15 protein-coding genes are annotated in these 22,703 nt (G+C 39.0%); 11 read left to right on the top strand and 4 right to left on the bottom strand.

Annotation, left to right across the window (positions count from 1 at the left end; genetic code table 11):
* Position 1 precedes the first annotated feature (1 nt).
* The 7 genes from FN809_RS03395 to FN809_RS03365 all read left to right on the top strand — a co-directional run bounded on the left by FN809_RS03395 (position 2) and on the right by FN809_RS03365 (position 11,533).
* Positions 2-3,316: a SusC/RagA family TonB-linked outer membrane protein gene (locus tag FN809_RS03395; RefSeq protein WP_221929343.1), complete on the top strand. Its 3,315-nt coding sequence runs from the start codon at positions 2-4 to the stop codon at positions 3,314-3,316.
* A gap of 13 nt (positions 3,317-3,329) precedes the next feature.
* Positions 3,330-4,814, top strand: coding sequence for a RagB/SusD family nutrient uptake outer membrane protein (locus FN809_RS03390; protein WP_142532049.1), 1,485 nt, complete (start codon positions 3,330-3,332; stop codon positions 4,812-4,814).
* 10 nt (positions 4,815-4,824) lie between these two features.
* Positions 4,825-5,583, top strand: a complete 759-nt coding sequence (locus tag FN809_RS03385; protein ID WP_142532048.1) for a DUF4843 domain-containing protein — start codon at positions 4,825-4,827, stop codon at positions 5,581-5,583.
* A 119-nt stretch (positions 5,584-5,702) separates the two neighbouring features.
* Entirely contained in the window at positions 5,703-7,241 is a 1,539-nt protein-coding gene (locus FN809_RS03380; protein ID WP_185957420.1) for a PKD-like family lipoprotein, read from the top strand.
* A 17-nt stretch (positions 7,242-7,258) separates the two neighbouring features.
* Entirely contained in the window at positions 7,259-8,401 is a 1,143-nt protein-coding gene (locus tag FN809_RS03375; RefSeq protein WP_142532046.1) for a TlpA disulfide reductase family protein, read from the top strand.
* Between the two features lie 5 nt (positions 8,402-8,406).
* A complete protein-coding gene (locus FN809_RS03370) occupies positions 8,407-9,780 on the top strand; it encodes a TlpA family protein disulfide reductase (protein ID WP_142532045.1) in 1,374 nt (457 codons plus the stop codon).
* Positions 9,781-10,366: 586 nt separating this feature from the next.
* Entirely contained in the window at positions 10,367-11,533 is a 1,167-nt protein-coding gene (locus tag FN809_RS03365) for a thioredoxin family protein (RefSeq protein WP_142532044.1), read from the top strand.
* Positions 11,534-11,768: 235 nt separating this feature from the next.
* On the opposite strand, the gene corA is transcribed toward FN809_RS03365, so the two are convergent.
* Both corA and ppk2 read right to left on the bottom strand, forming a co-directional pair.
* Positions 11,769-12,833 (bottom strand): magnesium/cobalt transporter CorA, encoded by a 1,065-nt coding sequence (corA, locus tag FN809_RS03360; protein WP_142532043.1) that lies wholly within the window; start codon positions 12,831-12,833, stop codon positions 11,769-11,771.
* A gap of 32 nt (positions 12,834-12,865) precedes the next feature.
* Entirely contained in the window at positions 12,866-13,696 is an 831-nt protein-coding gene (gene ppk2 / locus FN809_RS03355) for a polyphosphate kinase 2 (protein ID WP_142532042.1), read from the bottom strand.
* 176 nt (positions 13,697-13,872) lie between these two features.
* Between ppk2 and FN809_RS03350 the strand changes: the two genes are divergently transcribed.
* Positions 13,873-14,598: a FadR/GntR family transcriptional regulator gene (locus FN809_RS03350; protein WP_142532041.1), complete on the top strand. Its 726-nt coding sequence runs from the start codon at positions 13,873-13,875 to the stop codon at positions 14,596-14,598.
* A gap of 126 nt (positions 14,599-14,724) precedes the next feature.
* On the opposite strand, the gene murQ is transcribed toward FN809_RS03350, so the two are convergent.
* A complete protein-coding gene (gene murQ, locus FN809_RS03345; RefSeq protein ID WP_142532040.1) occupies positions 14,725-15,558 on the bottom strand; it encodes an N-acetylmuramic acid 6-phosphate etherase in 834 nt (277 codons plus the stop codon).
* A complete protein-coding gene (locus tag FN809_RS03340) occupies positions 15,542-16,405 on the bottom strand; it encodes a BadF/BadG/BcrA/BcrD ATPase family protein (protein ID WP_142532039.1) in 864 nt (287 codons plus the stop codon). The genes murQ and FN809_RS03340 overlap by 17 nt, the downstream gene beginning before the upstream one ends.
* Before the next feature lie 196 nt (positions 16,406-16,601).
* Here FN809_RS03340 and FN809_RS03335 point away from each other — a divergent pair, with 196 nt between their 5' ends.
* The 3 genes from FN809_RS03335 to FN809_RS03325 all read left to right on the top strand — a co-directional run bounded on the left by FN809_RS03335 (position 16,602) and on the right by FN809_RS03325 (position 22,515).
* Entirely contained in the window at positions 16,602-19,691 is a 3,090-nt protein-coding gene (locus FN809_RS03335; RefSeq protein ID WP_142532038.1) for a golvesin C-terminal-like domain-containing protein, read from the top strand.
* Between the two features lie 19 nt (positions 19,692-19,710).
* Positions 19,711-21,180, top strand: coding sequence for a glycosyltransferase family 2 protein (locus FN809_RS03330; RefSeq protein WP_142532037.1), 1,470 nt, complete (start codon positions 19,711-19,713; stop codon positions 21,178-21,180).
* Positions 21,181-21,567: 387 nt separating this feature from the next.
* Positions 21,568-22,515, top strand: a complete 948-nt coding sequence (locus FN809_RS03325) for a DUF4922 domain-containing protein (RefSeq protein WP_142532036.1) — start codon at positions 21,568-21,570, stop codon at positions 22,513-22,515.
* Positions 22,516-22,703 lie beyond the last annotated feature (188 nt).

The raw sequence follows: 22,703 nt of genomic DNA, 5'->3' as shown, positions 1-22,703 counted from the left end.
TATGAAACTTTCAGTTTTCTTGATGCTTATTGGCATGATACAAGTATCGGCCAATGTGTATTCACAAACAGGAAAAATCAATGTTCAGGTTGAGCAAGTTAGCATGTCAGAACTTTTGTGGGAATTACAAGAAAAATCGGATGCTGTTTTTGTATTTAATACCAAAGACCTCGAAAATTTGCCTGAAGTAAGCATTGATATGAAAGATGTGTCCATTGCCGAAATTCTGGATAAACTCTTATTTGGAACAGAGTTGGAATATATATTGGATGATGATGTCGTTGTAATTCAAAAGAAGTTACCCGAGGTAATTCAAAAAAAAGCTCCCCTTGCTGAACAAGCAGTTCAGCAAGAAAAAAAAATAATTAAAGGAACCGTTACCGATACAAAAGGTGAAGCTTTACCTTTTGTGTCCGTTGCTTTTAAAGGAACAAATAAAGGAACTATTACAAGCATGGATGGAAAGTTTGAGCTTGAAACCGAAGAGAGTAGCAATCTGGTTTTAGTAATTTCTAGCATTGGCTTTGAAACAATTGAGATAGCGATTCAGGATCAATCTGAACTGAGTATTGTATTGGAAAGCTCAATAGCAGAAATTGATGAGGTTGTGGTAACGGGTATCTATAACCGAAATAAAGAAAGTTTTACTGGGGCTGCTGCATCTTTTGGGGTAGATGAACTAAAAGCTGTTGGTAGCAGTAGTGCCTTGCAGAGTCTTACAACTATTGATCCTTCTTTAAATATTGTAGATAATAATTTATTTGGTTCCGATCCCAATAAATTACCGGATATTGAAATTAGAGGTAAAACAAGCATAATGGGTTTAAAGGAGGAATATGGAACAGATCCAAATCAGCCTTTATTTATTTTGGATGGTTTTGAAACCAATTTGCAGACCGTAATGGATTTAAATATGAATAGGGTAAGGTCTGTCACAATACTAAAAGACGCTGCATCTACGGCAATTTATGGGTCAAAAGCCGCAAATGGTGTTGTAGTTATCGAAACCTTAGTTCCCAAAACCGGTAAATTACAAATGTCATATAAAGGGGATTATACGGTCACTATGGCCGATCTTTCGGATTATAACCTGATGAATGCAAGTGAAAAAATGGAATTTGAAATATTAGCCGGACGTTATAAAAGTTATTCCGGCGATCCATTGGATCAGATGCACTTAGACAACTTGAAGAACGAAAGGTTAACAGAAATAGCCAGAGGGGTGGATACCTATTGGTTAAGTGAACCTATTAGAACCGGCTTTACGCATAAGCACAATGTTTTTGCCGAAGGTGGAGAGGAGAAGATAAGATATGGTATTGGACTATCTTTTGGAGATGCCAAAGGTGTAATGAAAGGCTCGGATAGGCAAACTATTGGTGGAAATGTGGATTTAGTGTACAGGCAAGGAGATTTTAAGTTTAGTAATAAGTTGACTATCAATTCTATTAAAAGTAATAACCCCAATGTTTCCTTTTTAGATTATGTAAATGCGAATCCGTATTTCAGAAAAAGACAAGAAGATGGTACAATATTAAAAAATCTATACGAGCCCATTGATGAGTTTGAATCGCCGATAGGAAATCCACTGTGGCATGCAAGCTTAAATAATAAAGATGCAGAAAAGCATTATTCGTTTACAAACAATTTTATCGGCGAATGGTTTGCAACCCAAAATCTGCGGGCCAGAGCTAAATTTGGTATAAGAAAATCCATTCGTATTGACGAAGTACGTATTTCGCCGTACCACACCATGTTCGACGATGTAAGTGATATTGATAAAGGAACTTATTCATATTTAAACAGCGAGAACTTAAGATACGAAGGTGATTTATCAATGATTTATGGACGATTGATTAATGATGTACATTCCGTAAACTTAGTTGGTGGTTTCAATTTTAGTTCCAATGAATCAATGAATAATGGTTATAAGGCAAAAGGATATACCGATGACCAGTTTGATGCCCCTTCTTTTACAAATGGATATCCAAGTGGCGGAAAATCAGTTTATAATGAAAGTGAAATTCATGCTTCAAGCTTTTATTTAAATGGGGGTTATGCCTATGATAACAGATATCTGCTTGACCTAAATTATAGAAAAGATGGGGCTTCAATGTTTGGTGTGAATAAGAAATTTAGGAACACATGGTCGGTTGGATTAGGTTGGAATTTGCATAATGAAAACTTCCTGGAAGAGAATAGCTTTTTTCAATTGCTTAAAATACGTGGCTCAATAGGTAATCCGGGTAATCAAAATTTTGCCGCTTATCAGGCATTTTCAACCTATGCCTATACCAATTGGTTGAATAATGTTTTTGGTTCCGGTGTTTTACTTGCTACAATTGGAAATGATAACCTGGATTGGCAGGAAACATTACATTACAATGTTGGTACCGACATGGTATTGCTGAGAAATAAACTAAATATTACCGCGGATGCATATCGAAAAGTTACCGATCCATTACTTGCTTTTATCACCACACCAAGTTCAATAGGTACCAGTACGGTGGCTATGAATACGGGTGTTCAAACAGTAAACGGTATCGAATCTACTATAAAGGTATCGCCTATTTACGAGCCGCAAAACCGAATTCTTTGGAATTTAAGTTTGAATATGAGGCATTCTCAATCGGAATATTCAAATATAGGAGCTTCTTTAAGCGCATTAAACGATAAAGAAAAGATTAAACCAGCCGGCACAACCAGATATTACGATGGTGGAAGTCCGAGCGATATATGGGCTGTACGCTCAGCTGGTATTGACCCGGCAACCGGAAAAGAGTTGTTTATTAAAAAAGATGGCAGTAAATCCTTTACCTATGATACCAGCGATGAGGTAGTGGTTGGTAACTCTCAACCTGATTTAGAAGGCGTGTTTGGGACCAGCTTCTACTTCAAAGGACTTTCTGTTTCGTGCTACTTCAGATATCGATTTGGTGGACAGACATTTAATTCCGCATTATTTGATAAAGTAGAAAACATTAGTTTAAACGATATTAATTATAATCAAGACAAGAGAGCTTTGTATAATCGATGGCAAAAGGAAGGGCAAGTTGCCGAGTATAAAAGAATATCTTTAATACAGCGAACCGAAAAATCTTCTCGATTTGTAATGGACGAGAATACGATTAGCGGTGAGTCGATTAATATTTCCTATGAGATACCTCAAAAAATTATTAACAATATAGGCATGTCCAGTTTAACGGTTTTAGCCAATATGAATGACTTCTTTTATAGCTCTACCGTTAAAGAGGAAAGAGGAATTTTCTATCCTTATGCCAAATCAGTTTCATTTTCTATTGCAGCAACCTTTTAAAAAAAATAAAACTATGAAAAAAATAAAAGGGTATATTATCTTATTCACGTGTTGTTTGCTCCTAAGTAGTGGGTGTGATAAATGGCTTGATGTAAAACCCTACGATAAAATATCAGAGGAAGAGTTGTTCTCAAAAGAGACCGGGTTTCAGAAATTACTTAATGGAATATATATCAGTTTAAATGAAGAAGATTTATATGGCAAGTCATTAACGGTTGAGATGCTGGAGGTGATGAGTGGTATTTATGAAATAGGTAATGATCCTGTAACATGGGGCGAATACAGAGACCTGGCAGCACATAATTACACCACTACATACTGGCGGGGGCGATTTGATAAGGTATGGGAGAGGGCGTATGCTTTAATTTCTAACGCTAATGTTTTATTAGATCAGCTTAAAGGGAATGAGCAATTATTTACTGGTGACAATTTAAATATTATAAAGGGGGAGGCCCTGGCGCTTAGAGCCATGTTACATTTTGATATGTTACGAATGTTTGGTCCTGTAATAAGTACAAACCCCGAAAATGAGAGCATTCCTTATTACAAAACCCAAACGCTCGAGATTGGAGAACTGTTGAGTGCCGATAAAGTGTTGGATAATGTTATTGCGGATTTACTGGATGCGCAGGAGGCATTAAAAAATGATCCAATAATAAAAAATGGGGGGGCAATTACCAGTAATAAAATTATAGGTGAAAATTTTTTAGAGTATAGAACCTTACGCTTAAATTATTATGCGGTGCAAGCTTTACTTGCACGCGTATATTTATATGCAGGAGATAAAACAAATGCTTTAATATATGCGAATAAGCTTATGAGTGCTGCTGATAATGGATTGTTTTCTTTTGTGGATAATACTTTAATATTAGGTTCTCCCGAAAATCCGGATCGAATTTTCTCATCCGAGATAATATTCGGTTTAACAAATAATAAAAGGAATGAGTTGTTTAAGGAAAACCATGATCCTAATAAATTCCCGGGGTTTGTATTTACAATGCATCAAAGCTTACTGAAAGACTACATTTTTGGGGGAGATTTAGGTGGTGGAAATGTAAATGACTACAGGTATGTGGCCAATTGGAAAAGTGCCAATATTGGTTTAGGTAACGATGGCGCCAAAATGTATTGCTATAAGTACATGGATATTGCAAATACCGGCTTGATCAGAAATACCATAATTCCAATGGTGCGCCTTAGTGAGATGTACTTAATAGCCGCTGAGTGTCAACCAGAACTTAACGACGGGTTGGAATATGTTAATTTTTTAAGAAGTAAACGTGGTGTTCCTGCCATTACTAAATTAAAAAAGAGCAAGCTTACAAATGAATACATCAGGGAAATGTTTGCCGAAGGCCAATTATTTTACTACTACAAAAGGGTTAATACTTACTTGAGAAGTACCTACGACGACGATCTGGGCTATCCTGAAGGAGCCAGACCGAGTGATAAAATATTTGTTGTTCCATTACCAGATACTGAAAAAAATAATCGTTAAATAATTAGCAATGAGACATAAAAATATATTTATAAATATAGTGCTAATGCTGATGTTTAGTATTGGTATTATTTCGTGCGAGGAAGATAGCCTTAAAGTTTATGATTCCGTCGAAGGTATCTATTTCGATAATTATTTAGACAGACAGCTTGCCGATAGTTCCAATTACACCTTTGTATATATTGAAGAGGATGTTATTGAGGTGGATGTTCAGATGCAAACCTTAGGCCCTCAATCCGATGTTGATAGGGTAGTGAATTTGCGTGTAAGTTCTGAAAATGCAGAAGAAGGAATTGATTATATACTTCCCCAATCGTGTGTTATACCCGCCAATAGTTCCAAATTGAACTATACGGTAAAACTGTTAAGAACCCCTCCGTTAAAAGAAGCATCGAAAACAATCCAATTCGAAATTATTGCGAATGAGCACTTTACACTTCCTTTTTTAGAAGAGATGGTAATAAATAAAAAAGTAAGTAGGGTTCACTATAAAATTGAGTTTTCCGAGTTGTTCACAAGTCCACCCGCAGCCTGGAATGATGAGGAAATTTGTGGTGTTTTCCTGCCCGAAAAACTCTTTTTAATTTCCAGAGTATTGGATATTCCGCGATCTGATTTTAATGACCCGAAAAAGGTTACCTGGGCAAAATTCAGCTATATCCGTAGTGAAATGAATAAGTATGTGATGGATGAATCGATGAAAATGTGGTACGGAATGCCCTTTGATGAAGAGATTTTAGATAAAGATGGAAATCCCTTAGAGTTTTAATTATTAAAATAGTTAGGAAACGAGCCATGAGAATGCTTCTCACAGATGCGTGTAGCTGAAGCACACGAGAATGATTATAACTGGCCAGTTCCATGCAACCATTGAAAAAATATAAACGCATGAAAAAAGCAAAATATAATAAGTTTGGATCTATATTTTTCCTCTTGCTGCTGCTTGCCTCCTGTACTGAGGATCTGGGCAATTACGATTATATCGATCTCAAAGAAATTGAGTTTAATAATATAGAATCAGAAATAACGGCTTTGTCGTTTAGTGATTTAGTGATTGAGCCGGAGTTAGGCGATATAAATGAGTCTAACTATCTGTTTGAGTGGAAGGCGATACGCAGAGATGGAGACATGCAAACAACTATAATAGGGGAAGAGAAGAATTTGAATTATTCAGTGAAGCTCCCCCCGGCTTTGTATTCCCTCGTCTATACGGTTAGGGAAAAGGAAGCTGAGGTGTTTTCGCGAAAAGTAGTTGAATTGCGTGTTAAATCGATTACCTCCGAAGGTTGGTTAGTGTTATGTGATGATAATGGAAATGCACGACTCGATATACACTCTAAAGTAACGGACCAGACGTATTTTGATATATTGAGTCCGTATGACTTGGGTGTGATTACTGGTCCGCGCAAATTACAAGTTTTACCTAACATGTTAACAGACCATAATAGCCCTTTTTATTTGTTTGCCGATAATGCAGCAACGAAGCTCGGAAGGAATGATATTGAGTGGAAACCTGAATATGATATGAGTTATGAGATGGGAAATGGTAAAAAGGTATTACCTACGGGCATTGTTTACGGGGGAACAAGTAAAATGTTTATTTCTGATTCGAAAGCTTATTTCTGTGATTTTATTACCGGAGATGGTTTGTTTGGTCAAACTATAAATAAAGACTATAATATTGCCGATGGAATAGGCGCTAATATTGGTGCTGAATATATTCTGGCTCCCTTGTTTCTGCTGTATGATGATGATCAAAAGAAATTCATTTCTTATAATCAATATATTGCTCCCATGCTCACTTCAAGTGGGATGGATTTAGGTTTGGAAAACTATGAAATGTTTGGATTGGTGACAGGAGATGCTTTTGAATTACCGATGGGATATGATTTTAAATATATTGAAAATACGAAATATGACCCTGCCGGTAGTTATGATGGAATGACCTATGCTATTCTTACATCAGGTGCAAATTACTATTTGTATGGTTTCCAAATGGGCGATATGTATGCAGGAGAAGCGGCTTCACATTGCATATATTCGTGCAACAAAGCCTTTTATGGCGATCTTTCAGCTTGTACGGATATTGGTTCGGCCTCACATTTTGCCTTTAGTTCTCTCAAAAATTACATGTATTACGCTGTTGGAGACAAGGTGTATAGAGTGGATCTGTCAAATTCCGCATTGAGTTCAGTGTTCCAGTTTGACACGGCAGGCGAAGTAATCTCCAGTTTAAAGTTTCATCAATATTATCAAGCAAGCAATTTAACCAGATCCTATGATCTGATAGTTGGAACTACGGAAGGAACACTAAGTATTTATGATGGTATGGCCTCAGATGGTGATTTTAGTGCGACTGAACCGAAGGAAAAACATTCGGATTTCGGTAATATCGTGGATGTTATATATGTTGAGTTAGTTGAATAATACAAAGTAGTCTATATATGAAAAACAGTATTTTATTAATAATTATTATTACTATGTGTGCTATTGTGGGGTGCAAGCAAGCCCACGATGGATACACGATAAGCGGAGATGTAAGAGAGTCCTGGGATGGAAAAAAGGTATATCTCTATTTAAAAGATGTAGAACCCTCAAGGTTAATCGATAGCACGGTCATTTCAAAAGGTAAATTTGAAATAAAAGGAAATTTCGAAACCCCAAGGTTTTGTGAGTTAAGGTTATACTTAAATCCAAATGATAAAAATAATCGAAACTTTATTGTAAGCTCTTCTTTTTTTGTAGACAGTACAGAAGTTAATGTAAGGTGCGATAAGTTTGATAAGCGACCAAGCTTCTCTGTTATCGGTTCTTCAATTAGCGACCAATACGCTGAATATATCAAGGAAAATGAGCAACTCTATGATAAGGAAGTGTTTCAGAAATATTCAGATGCCTATTATAAAGAAAATGATCTGGACCTGGCATATAAATATGCAAAAGAAGTCGCCTTGTTCCGGAAAAAAAAGCACGATCATCGGGTACAATTTATTAATAATCATCCCGAATCTCCGGTTTCCTTAAAAATAGTTCAAGATATGATTACACGAGCAGGTAATGTTTCGCGTAAGGAAACTTTAGAACTGTTTAATACACTATCCGTAAAGTTAAGAAATTCGGAAGCCGGCGTTTTTACAAAATCACTGCTTGAGGCCAGGAAAGTGTATGTGGGAGAATTATTTCGAGACGCTATTGTTGATGACATAGCGTTAAATCAATGTAATTTAAAGGATTATATTAAAGATGGCACACATACGCTAATTGAGTTTTGGGCATCCTGGTGTGGTCCTTGTAGGGGGGATATTCCTTCTGTTAAGCGGGCTTATGAAAAATATCACCCCCGTGGTTTTAATATTGTAAGTGTTTCTATTGACAAAAATATTAAATCATGGCAAAAAGCAGTACGCGAAGAAGATATGAGTTGGGTGCAGTTAAGGAATAGAAAAGGAGATAACTCAATTGTTGAAACGTATGGTGTAACTTATGTGCCTTCTACTTTTTTAGTCGATAAAAAGGGAATTATAACCCATGTTGATTTAAGAGGCGGTTGGTTAGATATGGAATTGAACAGGATTTATAATAATTAAAAAATATGAAGATAAAAAATATTATATCGTGTGCGTCCCTTCTAGTTGCTGTAATGCTATCGTCTTGTAGTAAATACGAAGAGGATGATGTTGTTATCAAATTTAAGGTCGAGAATAAAACATTTGAAACGCTTACGCTGTATTGTGATTTAAGTATCCGCGAAATTCAAATAGACGATAACGGGGAGGGAGAGTGTGTTTTGAGTGATATTGATCACAGTTATGCAAGTCTTCATTATGGTGAAGAGTCAAGACAGATATTTATTGAGAAAAAAGATAGAATTGAAATATCCTTTGATGGATTTGATTTTATAAAATCATTCAAATTTATTGGTGCAAAAGAACGTATTGTTGATTATTTAAATAGTTTTTCAATAACACGAATTAAACCATCGGATTACCAATTGTCTTTTTCAGATTTTGAAAAAAGACTTTGGGAATTAGATAAGGAATCTCAGGACTTGTTTAGTGCAAGGAAGTTTCAGGAAACTTTTCCTGTCTTTTATAAAATGGAGTCTAATAAAATTAAATATGCCTATGCGCAGTCACTGTTAATGTATCCGGTAGGTCACTCCTTTCACACAAAAGGAAATAGTTATACGCCTGATGATGAATATTATAATTCTATTCAGAAGATGATGGTTGAAGATGAGGATATAATTGGTGTTATGCCTTATCGTGAATTTTTAAAAGAAGGCGCTTATATTTCCTATCGAAACAGCGAGCCAAGCACTAATTTTTATGATAAGACGCTCTTAAAGATGAAGTTTTTTATTGAAAATTTTAAAAACGATATCGTTAAGCAGAGTATGTTAAATTATTTGGCCGTGGAATATATACACAGGTATGGAATTGATAATATTTCGGAGTTGCAACGTTATTATGATACTTACGTTCAAATTCCTGAATTGAGGAAAATATATAGTGAGGTATATGACAAGTACGACACTTTATCTTTCGGAAAACCTTCGCCAGATTTTAATGCTACAGATAAGGATGGGAAATTGTATTCACTAAAGGATTTTCTGGGTAAATACGTGTACATCGATATTTGGGCTACCTGGTGTGGTCCTTGTAGGAAGGAAATACCGGCACTACACAATTTGAGTAAACAGTTTAGCGATAAAAATATTAATTTTCTTAGCCTGTCTGTTGATACTGATAAAGATAAGTGGCTCAACATGATTAATCAGAATAAGGAAATGGCTGGATATCAGCTGTATTTAGGAAATAAAAGTCAATTTCAGAAGAATTACCGCGTAAATAGTATTCCCCGATTTATTTTGCTGGATAAAAAGGGACACATCATAAAAAAGGAGATGACATTACCGTCATCGGAGCAAACCATCCAGTTTTTAAATAGTTTGGAAGGTATTTAAGTAGGGCTTCCTAAAAAACAACCATATATCATATAATAAGTAGATTGTGAATCTAAAATGAATCTAAAGTAAAAGGATTTAGCTTATGAAATGAGATTTTCCATGCAGAGTAAAAATCTTTATCCCGTAGGGATTACCTTTACATACCCCCCAGATTTATCTGGGCGATGAAATATGCACTTGAGATTTTACTCCGTAGGAGTAGCCCGAAAGCTATTTTTATGGGGTGTTTTATATGGGAAACTCCGTTGGAGTTCATTCATTACGACACTATAACCCCCAGATAAATCTGGGGGTTATGCACAGCAAACTCCTCTGGAGTTTTTCAGCAGACCCTAAGTAGTGCATATAAGAAAACTCGAATATTTTTGTGTGGCTCGATAAGAAAACGCCAAAGACAAGGCATTCGAGTATTGAAAATCAAGGAGTTTACTGTTGTAAATGACTGTTTTCAAGATGAGAATAACGCAGTATTTGGCGTTTTCTTATAGCCACTAAGTATATGTTACTTATTACACCTAAGAAAACTCTTGGGCATCTATATATATAATCTGTTGCAAGCATTTGTGACTTAAATCTAAAATTGATGAGAAAAATTATTCTATCGCTAGTTGCCATAATGGCCTATACTGCTGTATTCGCACAAGGAATTGAATTTGGGCATGGCACCCTTCAGGAGGCTTTAGCAAAGGCTAAAAAAGAAAATAAAATCGTTTTTATGGATTGTTACACCACTTGGTGCGGGCCTTGTAAATATTTGGCTAAAAATGTCTTCACACAAAAGGAAGTGGGAGATTTCTTTAATAAGAATTTTGTGAATGTGAAAATGGACATGGAGTCAGAAGCAGGAAAACCTTTAATGGGTAAGTACAATGTTAGCGCATTTCCTACTTTATTGTGGTTAGACTCTGATGGCAATATTCAGCACAAATCACTTGGAGCGAGCGATGCAGAGGCACTATTACTTACAGCTAAAACAGCTGCAGACCCTGAAAATAGCTGGGGGGCTTTAAATAAGAAATTTGAAGCCGGCGAACGTAGTGCGGCATTTTTACAAAACTTCATTTTAATTTCATCGCAAGGAGAATTCGATACCAAGGCTGCAACTGAAGCTTATTATGCTCTTAAAAAGCCCGAGGAATTGATTAATGCCACAGATTTAAAAATAATTACATCTACAGTAAAATCTACTGCTGATTCAAAATTTCGCTTCGTATTAAAGAATAAGGCCAAGTTTTATGCCCTATCCGAAAAGGCTCAAATTGATCAGTTTATTGAGCAAATTATGATGGAGGAGTTAATGAAGGTAACTCGTGAAGAAGACAAAGCCGCAATTGCCGCCAAGGAGGCAGAATTGATTTCGCTTGATAAAGAAGTGGGAGTAAAAGTTATAGCTACCGCAGAAGTCAATGCACTTTATAGAAGTCCGGAGCGTGTAAAATTCTTTGAGGCACTGGCTAATTACGCTATTAAATATGACTTTGACAATATGGAGGGCTTAAATAAATATGCCTGGTGGATTGCGCAAGCTGAAGAGGAAATTAGTAAAGACTTGATGGATAAAGCGATAATAATGGCGAAACGTTCAATAGAGCTCAATACTAATTTTGCCAATATTGATACGTATGCCTGTGTTTTAAATAAGGCAGGTAGGATTAAAGAGGCTAAGGTTCAAGCTAAAAAATCGATTGAATTAGCTACCGAAGAACAAAAGAAAGATCTTTGGTCGGTAAAATTTATGGAGGGTAACTAAACCGGGGAGTGTAAACTGAAATTTTGGTGCATCATTTAAAAGCTATTCGCGATAGCTTGCACCTTAACCTGGACTATTCATAAATTACTAAAAATATGAATAAAGGCCATTTTCCTGGTTTGTGTGCTGTAACTATTTAAGGGTCGATACCATTACGGTACCGACCCTCTTACATTGATTCCCATGTGTGTTGAATGCATTATCGATGGCATGCTGCCTATAATACAACACCCAATCAAATCCACCTCTTCCTCTTAAAATAAACCAACATGCCAACTGCTATTATGGCCATGGCCACCAGCATAACGGGGTATCCCAATTTGTAATGCAATTCGGGTATATGCACGAAGTTGGTACCATAAATGCCCGCAATAAATGTTAGCGGTATAAAGATGACGGAGAACACGGTCAAAAATTTCATCACATCGTTCAAGCGCGAGGATACCTGGGTATGGTAAATATTCAATTGGCTGCTTAAAATTTCTTTGTAGTTGTTCAGTGAATCAACGGCATGGTTTATATTGCTCTGCAACTCGCGGTAATGTACCAGGCTGTCTTCGTTAATGTATTCAGAATCCATCTTTATCAAGTGGTAAATCATCTCCTTACCGGGCAATATCGATTTGTGGAGATAAATCAGTTCACTTTTAAATTTGTTAATCTGATGCAGGATATCGTCATTGGCACTGCGCAGTAATTTTTCATCCAATGTTTCAATATCCTGCCCAATTCGGCTGATAAGGTAAGTGTAATTGTCGATGATAATATCGATAAGGGTAAATGCCAAATAATCCGCACCTAAACGTCTGATCCTTTTTTTAGCGTTTTTTAATCGCTCACGCACCGGATCAAAAACATCACCCGTTCTTTCCTGGAATGTAATCAGCACGCCTTCTTTAACCACAAATACAATATTCTCCGTTTTAATGGTTATGCCATCGCCCAGGTAATGCAGCATTTTTAAACCAATATACAGGCAATTGTCGTATTCAATAACTTTGGGGCGGGCATGTGTATTCAGTACTTCCGAAATAATTACGGGTTCAATATCTAGATTTACTGGTAATTGTCGCATCAAATCCATATCGTGCAGGCCATCGATGTTTAACCAGGAGGTGAATCCGGGCTTGTATAAATCAGTCAAGTCTTCGATTTCGCCTATGGTATTTTCGCTTAGTGAATTTTCGTTGTACCGGGTGAGCTTAATAAGTGTAGAGTCGGTTTTTTTTTCCCCTCTAAAGCGGATGCTGTCGGGGGATATACCGATGAATTCCTTATTGCTTTTAATAAATCTGGCCATTCAATATATTTTTCAACTGTAATCAAGATGTTTTAATAAACTGCAGGTACGTGGGTCTGTTCCTCCATGGGAGGACGCATGTAACCTACTTTGCTTTGTATTTCGGGGAGTTCCAGCTTTTTGTACGGAATTCTTTCATAAGGTATCATGGATAAGAGGTGCGAAATGCAGTTTAAGCGGGCTTTGCGCTTGTCGTCGCCTTCCACTACATACCATGGCGAAAGTTTCTGGTCGGTATATTTAAACATCCTATCCTTGGCAATGGAATAATCTACCCAATGCGTTCGTGCCGCCAAGTCCATTTCACTTATTTTCCATCTTTTTAAGGGCGTGTTAATTCTTTCTTTAAATCGTTTTTCCTGTTCATCATCGCTAACCGAAAACCAATATTTAACCAATATAATGCCGGATCGGATTAGCATACGTTCAAAATCGGGGCAGGAGCGTAAAAACTCCTCATATTCCTGCTGGGTACAAAAACCCATTACTTTTTCTACCCCTGCCCGGTTGTACCAGCTGCGGTCGAATAAGGCCATTTCGCCGGCTGCCGGTAGATGTGCCACATAACGCTGAAAATACCATTGTGTTCTCTCGCGTTCAGTGGGAATGGGCAAGGCCACTATCTTGGTATTGCGCGGGTTGAGTCGTTGCTTTATTCTTTTTATAACACCGCCTTTACCGGCCGCATCTCTACCCTCAAAAATCACTACAACCTTTAGTCCCTTATGCTTAATCCAGGCTTGCATCCGCACCAGTTCTAACTGCAGCCTGTCCAGTTCATTAAAATAATAGGGTTTATTGAGTCGTCCATCTTCATCGTAAATGGGCTTTATTTTGTGGGGTGCGTCATTTTCTGATGCCATATCCTTAATCAATTTAGTTGAAATAATCAATCCAAGGTACAAAAAATGGATACAATTAGTTTAAAAAAATTCAGGATACTATTATTAGCCTGCTGCACTTCATTATTTCAATTGAAATGACTTTTTTTAAATAAAAGATGATACATTTGTATGATATGTTAAGAAACCCTATGTAAATGGACAATATTTTTCAAAAAATTGGAACAAGTCAAACGCTAAGTCAAAAAATAGAGAGGAAGATTGAGGAGGCGATTCGTTCCAGAAAGTTGGTATCCGGAACCAAGCTGCCATCTGAGAAAGAGTTGTGTGCAAGCTTTGCTGTCAGCCGTACAGCCTTGCGCGAAGCTTTACGAAGATTGAGTGCCCGCGGTTTGGTAGAGATAAAAAAAGGCAGCGGGATGTATGTTTCCGAAATTAAGATCGAAGATGCCATCGAATCCTTAAATTTGTATTATGATTTGAGGTTTGATTCGAGTTTAATTCGACAAATTATAGAAGTACGCAGACTATTTGAACCTGAAATAAGTAAGCTGGCCGCACGAAACAGAACGGAGGATGACCTGTTGTTGTTACAAGAGTGTTTAAAGGAGTTAATAGCTTGCGATCCGGACAATACACAATTAGAAGTGGATTTGATTAACAGGTTTCATATGAATATATCCAAGGCTACAGGCAATCCTATAGTCATTCTTTCTATGGAACCCATTTATTCGCTGCTGCCGCGTATGCGCAATATGATTTATGCAAATATTGAAGGCGAAAAGGAATATACCTTGCGCTTACAAAAAGAAATTTTTAATGCCATCGTAAAAAAGGACGAAGAAAACTCCTATAAATATGCCGTTGAACTGTTGGAGCGCAATATGGCGGTTTACGATAAGTATTTTAAAGGGGTTTACTAATACTATTAGGGCAGCATACCGAAAACAAGTACGGACTAACTGCCCTCTTTAACATTGCGGGAGCTGGTGTTTTTTTTGGGTTCAAATTTAACTGCACCTATCAAAAATTCGTAACACTTTCAGCTTTTATTTTCTGTATGCGTCAATGGCTTTTTTAACGGATCCATGTAGCAATAGCAGGCGCTTTGCTTCCGCATACGTAAGTTTGGTTTCTTCCATAATCATACGTGCACCTCTGGCCACCAGCTTTTTGTTGGTAAGCTGCATGTTTACCATTTTGTTTCCTTTTACCCGGCCCAGTTTAATCATGATGGTAGTGGTAATCATGTTGAGAATCATTTTTTGAGCCGTTCCTGCTTTTAATCGCGTACTGCCTGTAACAAATTCGGGCCCAACGATGGCTTCAATCGGAAATTCCGTAACCGATGCTACTTCACTATTAGGGTTGCAGGTGATGCAGCCGGTCAGTAAGCCGTTTTTGCGACCATGCTTGATGCCGCCTATTACGTACGGGGTAGTCCCCGATGCAGCAATGCCTATAATGGTGTCCATTTGATTGATATCGTAAGCCATCAGTTCCGACCAGGCTTTGTTGGGGTCGTCTTCGGCAGCTTCAACGGCTTTACGCAGTGCCACATCGCCACCAGCGATCAGTCCGATTACCATGCTGTCGGGTACACCGAATGTGGGTGGTAATTCCGACGCGTCCAAAACACCCAGTCTGCCACTTGTGCCGGCACCCAGGTAAAAAACCCTTCCTCCTTTTTCCATTCTGCTTACAATACGCTCAACCAGCTCCTTTATTTGAGGCAGGGCGCGCTGTACGGCAATGTGCACGTTGGCATCTTCCTTATTGATGCTCGTGAGTAATTCCTCAACGCTCATATCCTCTAAGTTATCGAATCTGGAGGGTGATTCGGTAACACTAACTTTTTTGTTTTTATTAATTGTGTCGGTCATGATGCAGTTTTGTTAATCGGTGGTATTTTTCTAATCCGCTCATTGGAGCCTGAGTAACAATGCCCAGTGTTAAGTTGTGCTGATTTAATGCTTTTTTTAATTGGGGCCTAAAATAATAGGCCACACTCCCGGTAAAATTAACCTCCAAATGCAGAACATTGTTATATTGCAACAGGTTGCGCTGTACAAAACTACTGAACGATTGCGTAACCAAACGATCCAGTGCAGCTTGATGGATATGTTTAGATAAAAATTTGGTGTACTGTGCCAAATACCTGTTGGCCATTGGCTTTTTATACACATGTTCCAGTATTTCGGCTCGGTTGGTTTGGTGCTCTTGCCAAAATAAATCGATAAGGTTGTCCGGGAGTTGCTTTTTAAGGATGTCGCCTATTAGTTGCTTTCCTAAATACGCGCCACTGCCTTCATCACCAAGGATATAGCCCAGTGGTGAAACGTTGTCGATCACGTTTTTACCGTCGTAAAGGCAGGAGTTAGAGCCTGTGCCCAAAATGCAAGCAATGCCCGCGCTGTTGCCACAAAGCGATCGGGCAGCACCAGCCAGGTCACTGTCAACATAAATTTTATCCGTACCAAAAAAACTAAAAAGCGCACTCCTTACAATGTTGTTTTTTTCTTGGTTGGCACAGCCGGCACCGTAAAAGTAAATTTCGTTTATCTCATCCACAGCTAAGGAGAAACTTTCTTTAAGACTCATTAATATTTCTTCCGTAGTCTGATGAAAAGGATTGATTCCTTTGGTGATACAGGTGTTTTCAGAGCCTACATGGTCTCCGCTAACTCTCCATTCTGTTTTAGTAGAACCACTGTCCGCAATTAGTATCATAGCTTGTAAAGTGTGATATGTATTATAAGTTTGAGTCTGCTGTATTATTCTGGTATTATCCATACCCAAAACAATATTTGCTATATTGTTTAGCTTAATACAAAAGTAGAAATAAAATTTTTACAAAACAAAATAAGACGTAAGATGTATGACAAAAATTTGAATGGTAAAAAAATATTTATAATTTTGGCACATCATGCAAAATGAACAATTTTTAACAATGATGATAAATGCTACCCGACCTATAGTCATATCGTTAGTAATCAGTTTTTTTATTTTTGCATCCGGCTTGCAGGCGCAACAAAAAAGGCTGGAACGAAAAGCCACTAGGAATTTACAAGGATGGACCAATCCGGTAAATGGGGTGGCGCATATGGGAAACATTGCGTTAGACTCGCTTGCAGTGATGCCTGCGGATAGGCTAATTAACTTGTACTATAATAAAAACCTGACCTATTGGCCTTGGCGTCCCGCGATAGAAAAGAAATTTAAAGAAAGCCTGAAAAGTGAATTTAGGGGCAGGTTAAAATCATACCAACTGCAGGTTTATTCAAACGGCAGCGAAGTGAATAATCTGATTCCTAACAGGTACAGAGCTAAAGATAGGGTGCACCAACAGCGTTTGTCTGCAAGTGCTGATCGGAAAAAGCTACTTCGCAGGCAAGGTCAATTGAACTATACAAAAGGACTGTCTGATAATTATATCGCTTTATGGCATAGTCATGGTTGGTATTACGAATCGAAGCTCGACAGGTGGGAATGGCAAAGGGCCCGGCTTTATGGTTCTGTAGAGGATGTATCGCCCATGATGTATGTGTTGCCTTACCTGGTACCTATGCTCGAGAATGCCGGGGCTACCACCTTTTTGCCGCGTGAGCGTAGTTTTCAGCAACAAGAGGTTATTGTTGATAATGATGTAAGTACACAGGGCTCCCGCTTTGAATTGGAGCCTGGTTTAAGCACATCATCCGTAGTAGGTTTTGCCGCCAGAGACACTTTGTTTCCCGGCGATAATCCCTTTAAATTGGGCAGTGCCTTAAATGTGTCAGGTGCAAACGGAAAGGTAGCTCATTATTTACCTTATATACCGGCGAAGGGAATGTACGAAGTTTATGTCTCGTATCAGCAATCATCCTCTAATACAAAACAGGCCGAATATAAAATTAATCATACAGGTGGCAGTACTTCTTTTTTTGTAAATCAAAGTATGGGAGGTGGAACCTGGATTTATCTGGGGAGTTTTGATTTTAACAAAGGCCTGCATCCTGATTCCGGTTCGGTAGAGCTAAGCTGTAAAGAGGGTACGGTTTCTATCGATGCCATCCGTTTTGGTGGTGGTATGGGTAATGTGGCACGCCGTCCGGGTATTGAGGTGGCGCCTAACCAATGGTCGCTAAAATCAGGGCAAACCAACAAACCGAAAGGAGAAAAGGTAAACCCCGATAATTTTAGATGGAAAACATCCCAACGTCCTCGCTATATGGAGGCAGCAAGGTATTGGCTACAATATGCAGGTATGCCCGATACGCTTATTTTTAATCTGAATGATGATAAAAACGATTATAACGATGATTATCAATCGCGTGGCGAATGGGTAGGTTATTTGATGGGTAAGCCCAATGGACCCACCGGGTATCGCAATGTGCCTGGATTAAACATCCCTATCGATTTAGCTTTTGCTTTTCATACCGATGCAGGCGTAACGCCTGACGATTCAATTATTGGTACGCTGGGTATTTTTAGCACTGCGCGTGAGGATGGAATTTTTCCTAACGGGCAATCCAAATTGGCCAGTCGCGATTTATGCGATGTGGTACAAACGCAGATAGTAGAGGATATACGGGCGCTGTTTAACCCGGACTGGACACGTCGGGCCATGTGGGACAAACAGTATTCTGAAGCCTGGAGGCCCAATGTGCCCACTATGTTGCTCGAACTTTATTCGCACCAGAACCTGGCCGATATGCAATATGGACTCGACCCGCGTTTCAGGTTTCATGTGAGCCGGGCAATTTATAAAGGGATGCTTAGGTTTCTTGCTTTTCAGGAAGGGCGCGAGTTTGTGGTGCAACCACTACCGGTAGATCACATGGCTATCCTAAAACAAAATGACGGATATAAATTAAGTTGGCAGCCGGTAAAAGATCCTTTGGAAAAATCGGCTTTGCCCACCCAGTATAAGGTGTATAAAAGAATCGGTAACAACGGTTTTGATAATGGCACCCTGGTGAGTGGTACTTCATATAAAATCAATAATCCGGTAGTAGGTCAACATCTCAGTTTTAAAGTTACCGCTGTAAACCAGGGCGGGGAAAGCATGCCCGGCGAAATACTGTCAATGGGCATTGCTGCGGAAAATGCCCCCACCGTTTTGGTTGTAAATGCCTTTGACAGGGTGAGTGCGCCCGCTTTTGTAGACAAAAAGGGTTTTGCGGGTGTAGCCTGGTGGAACGATCAGGGTGTGGCCGATCAATATGAATACGGCCATACGGGAAATCAATACGATTTCGATCGCAAATCGCCATGGTTGGATGATGATAGTCCCGGCTGGGGGGGCAGCTATGCCGATATGGAAGGTAAGGCCATACCGGGAAATAGCTTCGATAATGTGATAACACATGGGCAATCCATTCTACAAGCAGGGTATTCCTATGTTTCGGTGAGCGACGAGGTATTTGAAAGTGAAGGATATGAGGCGAAAAACTTTAAAGCGGTCGACATTATTTTGGGAGAGGAAAAAGCAACGCCCGGTTTTATGGATAAGAATCAATACGATTTTAAAATTTATACCCAAGGCTTGATGGATCGTTTAAAAGAGTTGGCCGAAAATGCTACCCCAGTTTTTATAAGCGGAGCCTATATCGGGTCAGAAATGCAGCTCTTAAAGGATACCATAGTACAACAATTTGCGGCCGAGCTGTTGCATTTTAAATGGCGTAGCAATCATGCTGTTAACAGGGGAGAGGTGGAGCCTACCGATAAGGTGTCGCCCTATTTTAAAAGTAATTTTACCTTTAACACGCAATATCATCCGCATATATATGCCGCTGAAGCACCCGATGCCATTGAACCAGCGGATAAAAATGCGCTTACAGCATTCAGATATTCCCAAAACGGAACCAGTGCCGGTGTAATTTACAATGGCAATAATAAAACTGTGGTGCTCGGTTTTCCCTTCGAAACTATTCTCAGGCAAGAGGACAGGGATAAACTGATGAAAGAGATATTAGAGTTTTTTAAATATGGAGCAACGCGACATGCCGCTGCATTGCGGGAAGACAATTAACGCATAAAATCTAAAACAAATGAGCAAAAAAATAACATGTATTCTGCCATATTCGGGTATGGAAGAGATAATGCCCACCATAAAGGGTTTTAAAGAATCAAAGGATACCGCAAAAATTATTGTGGTGGCCAAAGAACAAGTGGTATTAGACGGTGCCGAGGTGCTCGTAAGCGAATCGGGATTAGAAGCTACGGCTACGTGGAAGGAGTTGATTGCCCATGTGGATAGTGAGTTTTTGGTGCTTTATACCAAAACCATGGAACTTAACCTGGGACAATATGCCTTGGAGCGCTTGCGCAACACATGCGAGGATACGGCTGCCGGCATGGTGTATGCCGATTATTACGAACAAAAAGATGGCACAATGACGGCCCACCCGCTGTTAGACTATCAAGAGGGCAGCCTGCGCGACGATTTTAATTTTGGCTCTTTGTTGTTTTTTAGCACACAGGCAGTTAAGGCCGCTGTAGGTGCCATGGCGGTGGATTATAACTTTGCTGCTTTATACGAGCTGCGATTAAAGGTTTCGCAACAATATGAATTGATGCACTTGCCCGAGTTACTTTATACCGAAGTGGAATTGGATACCCGTAAATCGGGCGAAAAAATATTCGACTATGTCGATCCGCGCAATCGTGATCGCCAAATAGAGATGGAAAAAGTGTGCACCGCGCACCTCAAAACGATAGATGCCTATCTCGAACCAAAATTTACTCCGGTAGAATTCAGTAAGGGAAATTATCCCGTGGAAGCCTCAGTGATTATCCCGGTGCGCAACCGCGAAAAAACCATTGGCGATGCCATTGAATCGGTATTAAAACAAAAAACAGATTTTGATTTTAACCTGATTATCGTGGATAACCATTCCACCGATAAAACAGCCGAGATAATCCAATCCTTTGCACATGATAAACGACTGGTTACCATTGTGCCGGAGCGTAAGGATTTAGGGATAGGCGGATGCTGGAATGCAGGTGTGGCTGATGAGCGTTGCGGTAAGTTTTCAATTCAGTTAGATAGCGACGACTTGTACATTGACGAAACGGTGATACAGCGTATTGTAGATGCTTTTTATGCGCAAAATTGTGCCATGGTGGTGGGGAGCTATCAAATGGTGAATTTTAAACTGGAAGAGATACCCCCTGGATTAATAGACCATAAAGAGTGGACGCCCGATAACGGAAGGAACAATGCTTTAAGGATAAACGGACTGGGTGCCCCCAGAGCATTTTATACGCCTGTACTGCGCGATGTAAAAGTGCCTAACACAAGTTATGGCGAGGATTATGCGCTGGGACTCAATATCAGCCGTAAATACCAGATAGGGCGCATTTATGATCCACTGTACCTATGCCGTCGCTGGGACGATAATTCGGATGCCTCTTTAGATATAGTTAAAATGAATAATCATAATTTTTATAAAGATAAAATCCGAACCATCGAGTTGAAAGCCCGTAAGCAGTACGTAGCTCAGGGACAGCCAGTGTAAAAAGAGTGTCAATTGGTATTCTTTAATCTGGTTTGCAACATATTGAACAATTCGGGAAGTTACAAAAATAGTATTTCTGAATTTTATGTTTCGGTTAAAACTGATTCGCATAACTTAATGTTACACGGCATTCCACGTGCCGCCATATCTTTCCGCGAGCGCCATAGCTACGCTGTGGAGGCTCTAGCGGAGGAGCAAATGCCGTGCCTAGTTATAAAAAGATCTGTTATGCAGAACAACCTTAACTAGCCCCGGGATTTATCCCGGGGTATTTTATCGTTTTCATTTCGGGCTTTAGCCCTAAATTATCAATCAGTATAAAAATGTAGAGTTTCTGGTGAATTATCATAAAATCAGCCGAGTCTTGAAAAAAAATATAGAATCGTAATGACAACTATTTCTACAAAGACCAAACAACTTATACATACCCAGCTGCAGGATTGGGCTTTGGCTAAAAGTAACTACCAGGGCTTGCAAAAGGTAGTCACCCGCGATGTGGAATTGCCGGGAGGCAGTAGGGTCAAAGTTCAATTTAACCCGGAGCGTATTCGTTCGTCAGCTGCTAAGGTAGATGCAAAGAGTATTCAGGAGCGAGCCTGCTTTTTGTGTGCCGAGAACAGACCTGCGCAACAGCAAGGTGTTCCTTTTGGTGATGATTATACCATTCTCATCAATCCTTTTCCCATTTTTCCGCAGCATCTTACCATTCCGCATAATGCGCACACCAACCAGCTGATAGCCCCTTATTTTATTTCGATGCTTTCGTTGGCCGGGGAGTTGAACAGGTTTACCCTGTTTTACAACGGCCCTAAGTGTGGTGCTTCGGCTCCAGATCATTTTCACTTTCAGGCAGGCATAAAGAATTTTTTGCCTATCGAAGCGGATTTTAAAAGTGGCAAGTATACGCATCGCATAGGTGAAGAGAATAAGGTAAAAGTGTATAATTGGAAAGGCTACAACAGAGGAGTAATTACTTTAAAAGGTTCGGATAAAGAGTCGGTTGCGATTTTATTTCAAAAGTTGCACAACTACCTGCATGCTAAACAAATACAAGAGATTGAGCCTATGCTGAATGTATTGGCTTATTTTGAAGGCGAGGAATGGGTAGTACACATTTTTCCACGCATTCTGCATCGCCCGGCATGTTATTTTGCCCAAGGGAGGGAGCAAATATTATTAAGTCCGGCATCGGTGGATATGGCGGGCGTATTTATTACCCCCCGGCAGGAGGATTTTGAAAAGATTACAGCAAACGATATTACCAACATATTAAATCAGGTGTGCCTGAGTGAGGAGGATGCTGAATCGGCTATTAAAGCCATATTGCATGTGTAAGATAGATTGTTAGATAACAAGATAATAGACATTAGATTTATTTACAAGTGACAGATTACAATGCGTTGAATAAACCATGCTTTTATAAAATATTAATATTCGGATAGTTGACAAAAAAATAACAATGTGTTTTTATGTAATAAGTAACCATAGTCTTTTGTCTATTATCTCATAGTCTCTAATCTAAA

It is taken from the genome of Saccharicrinis carchari (assembly GCF_900182605.1).
Classification (GTDB): domain Bacteria; phylum Bacteroidota; class Bacteroidia; order Bacteroidales; family Marinilabiliaceae; genus Saccharicrinis; species Saccharicrinis carchari.
This window is presented reverse-complemented; position numbering and strand designations above follow the sequence as displayed.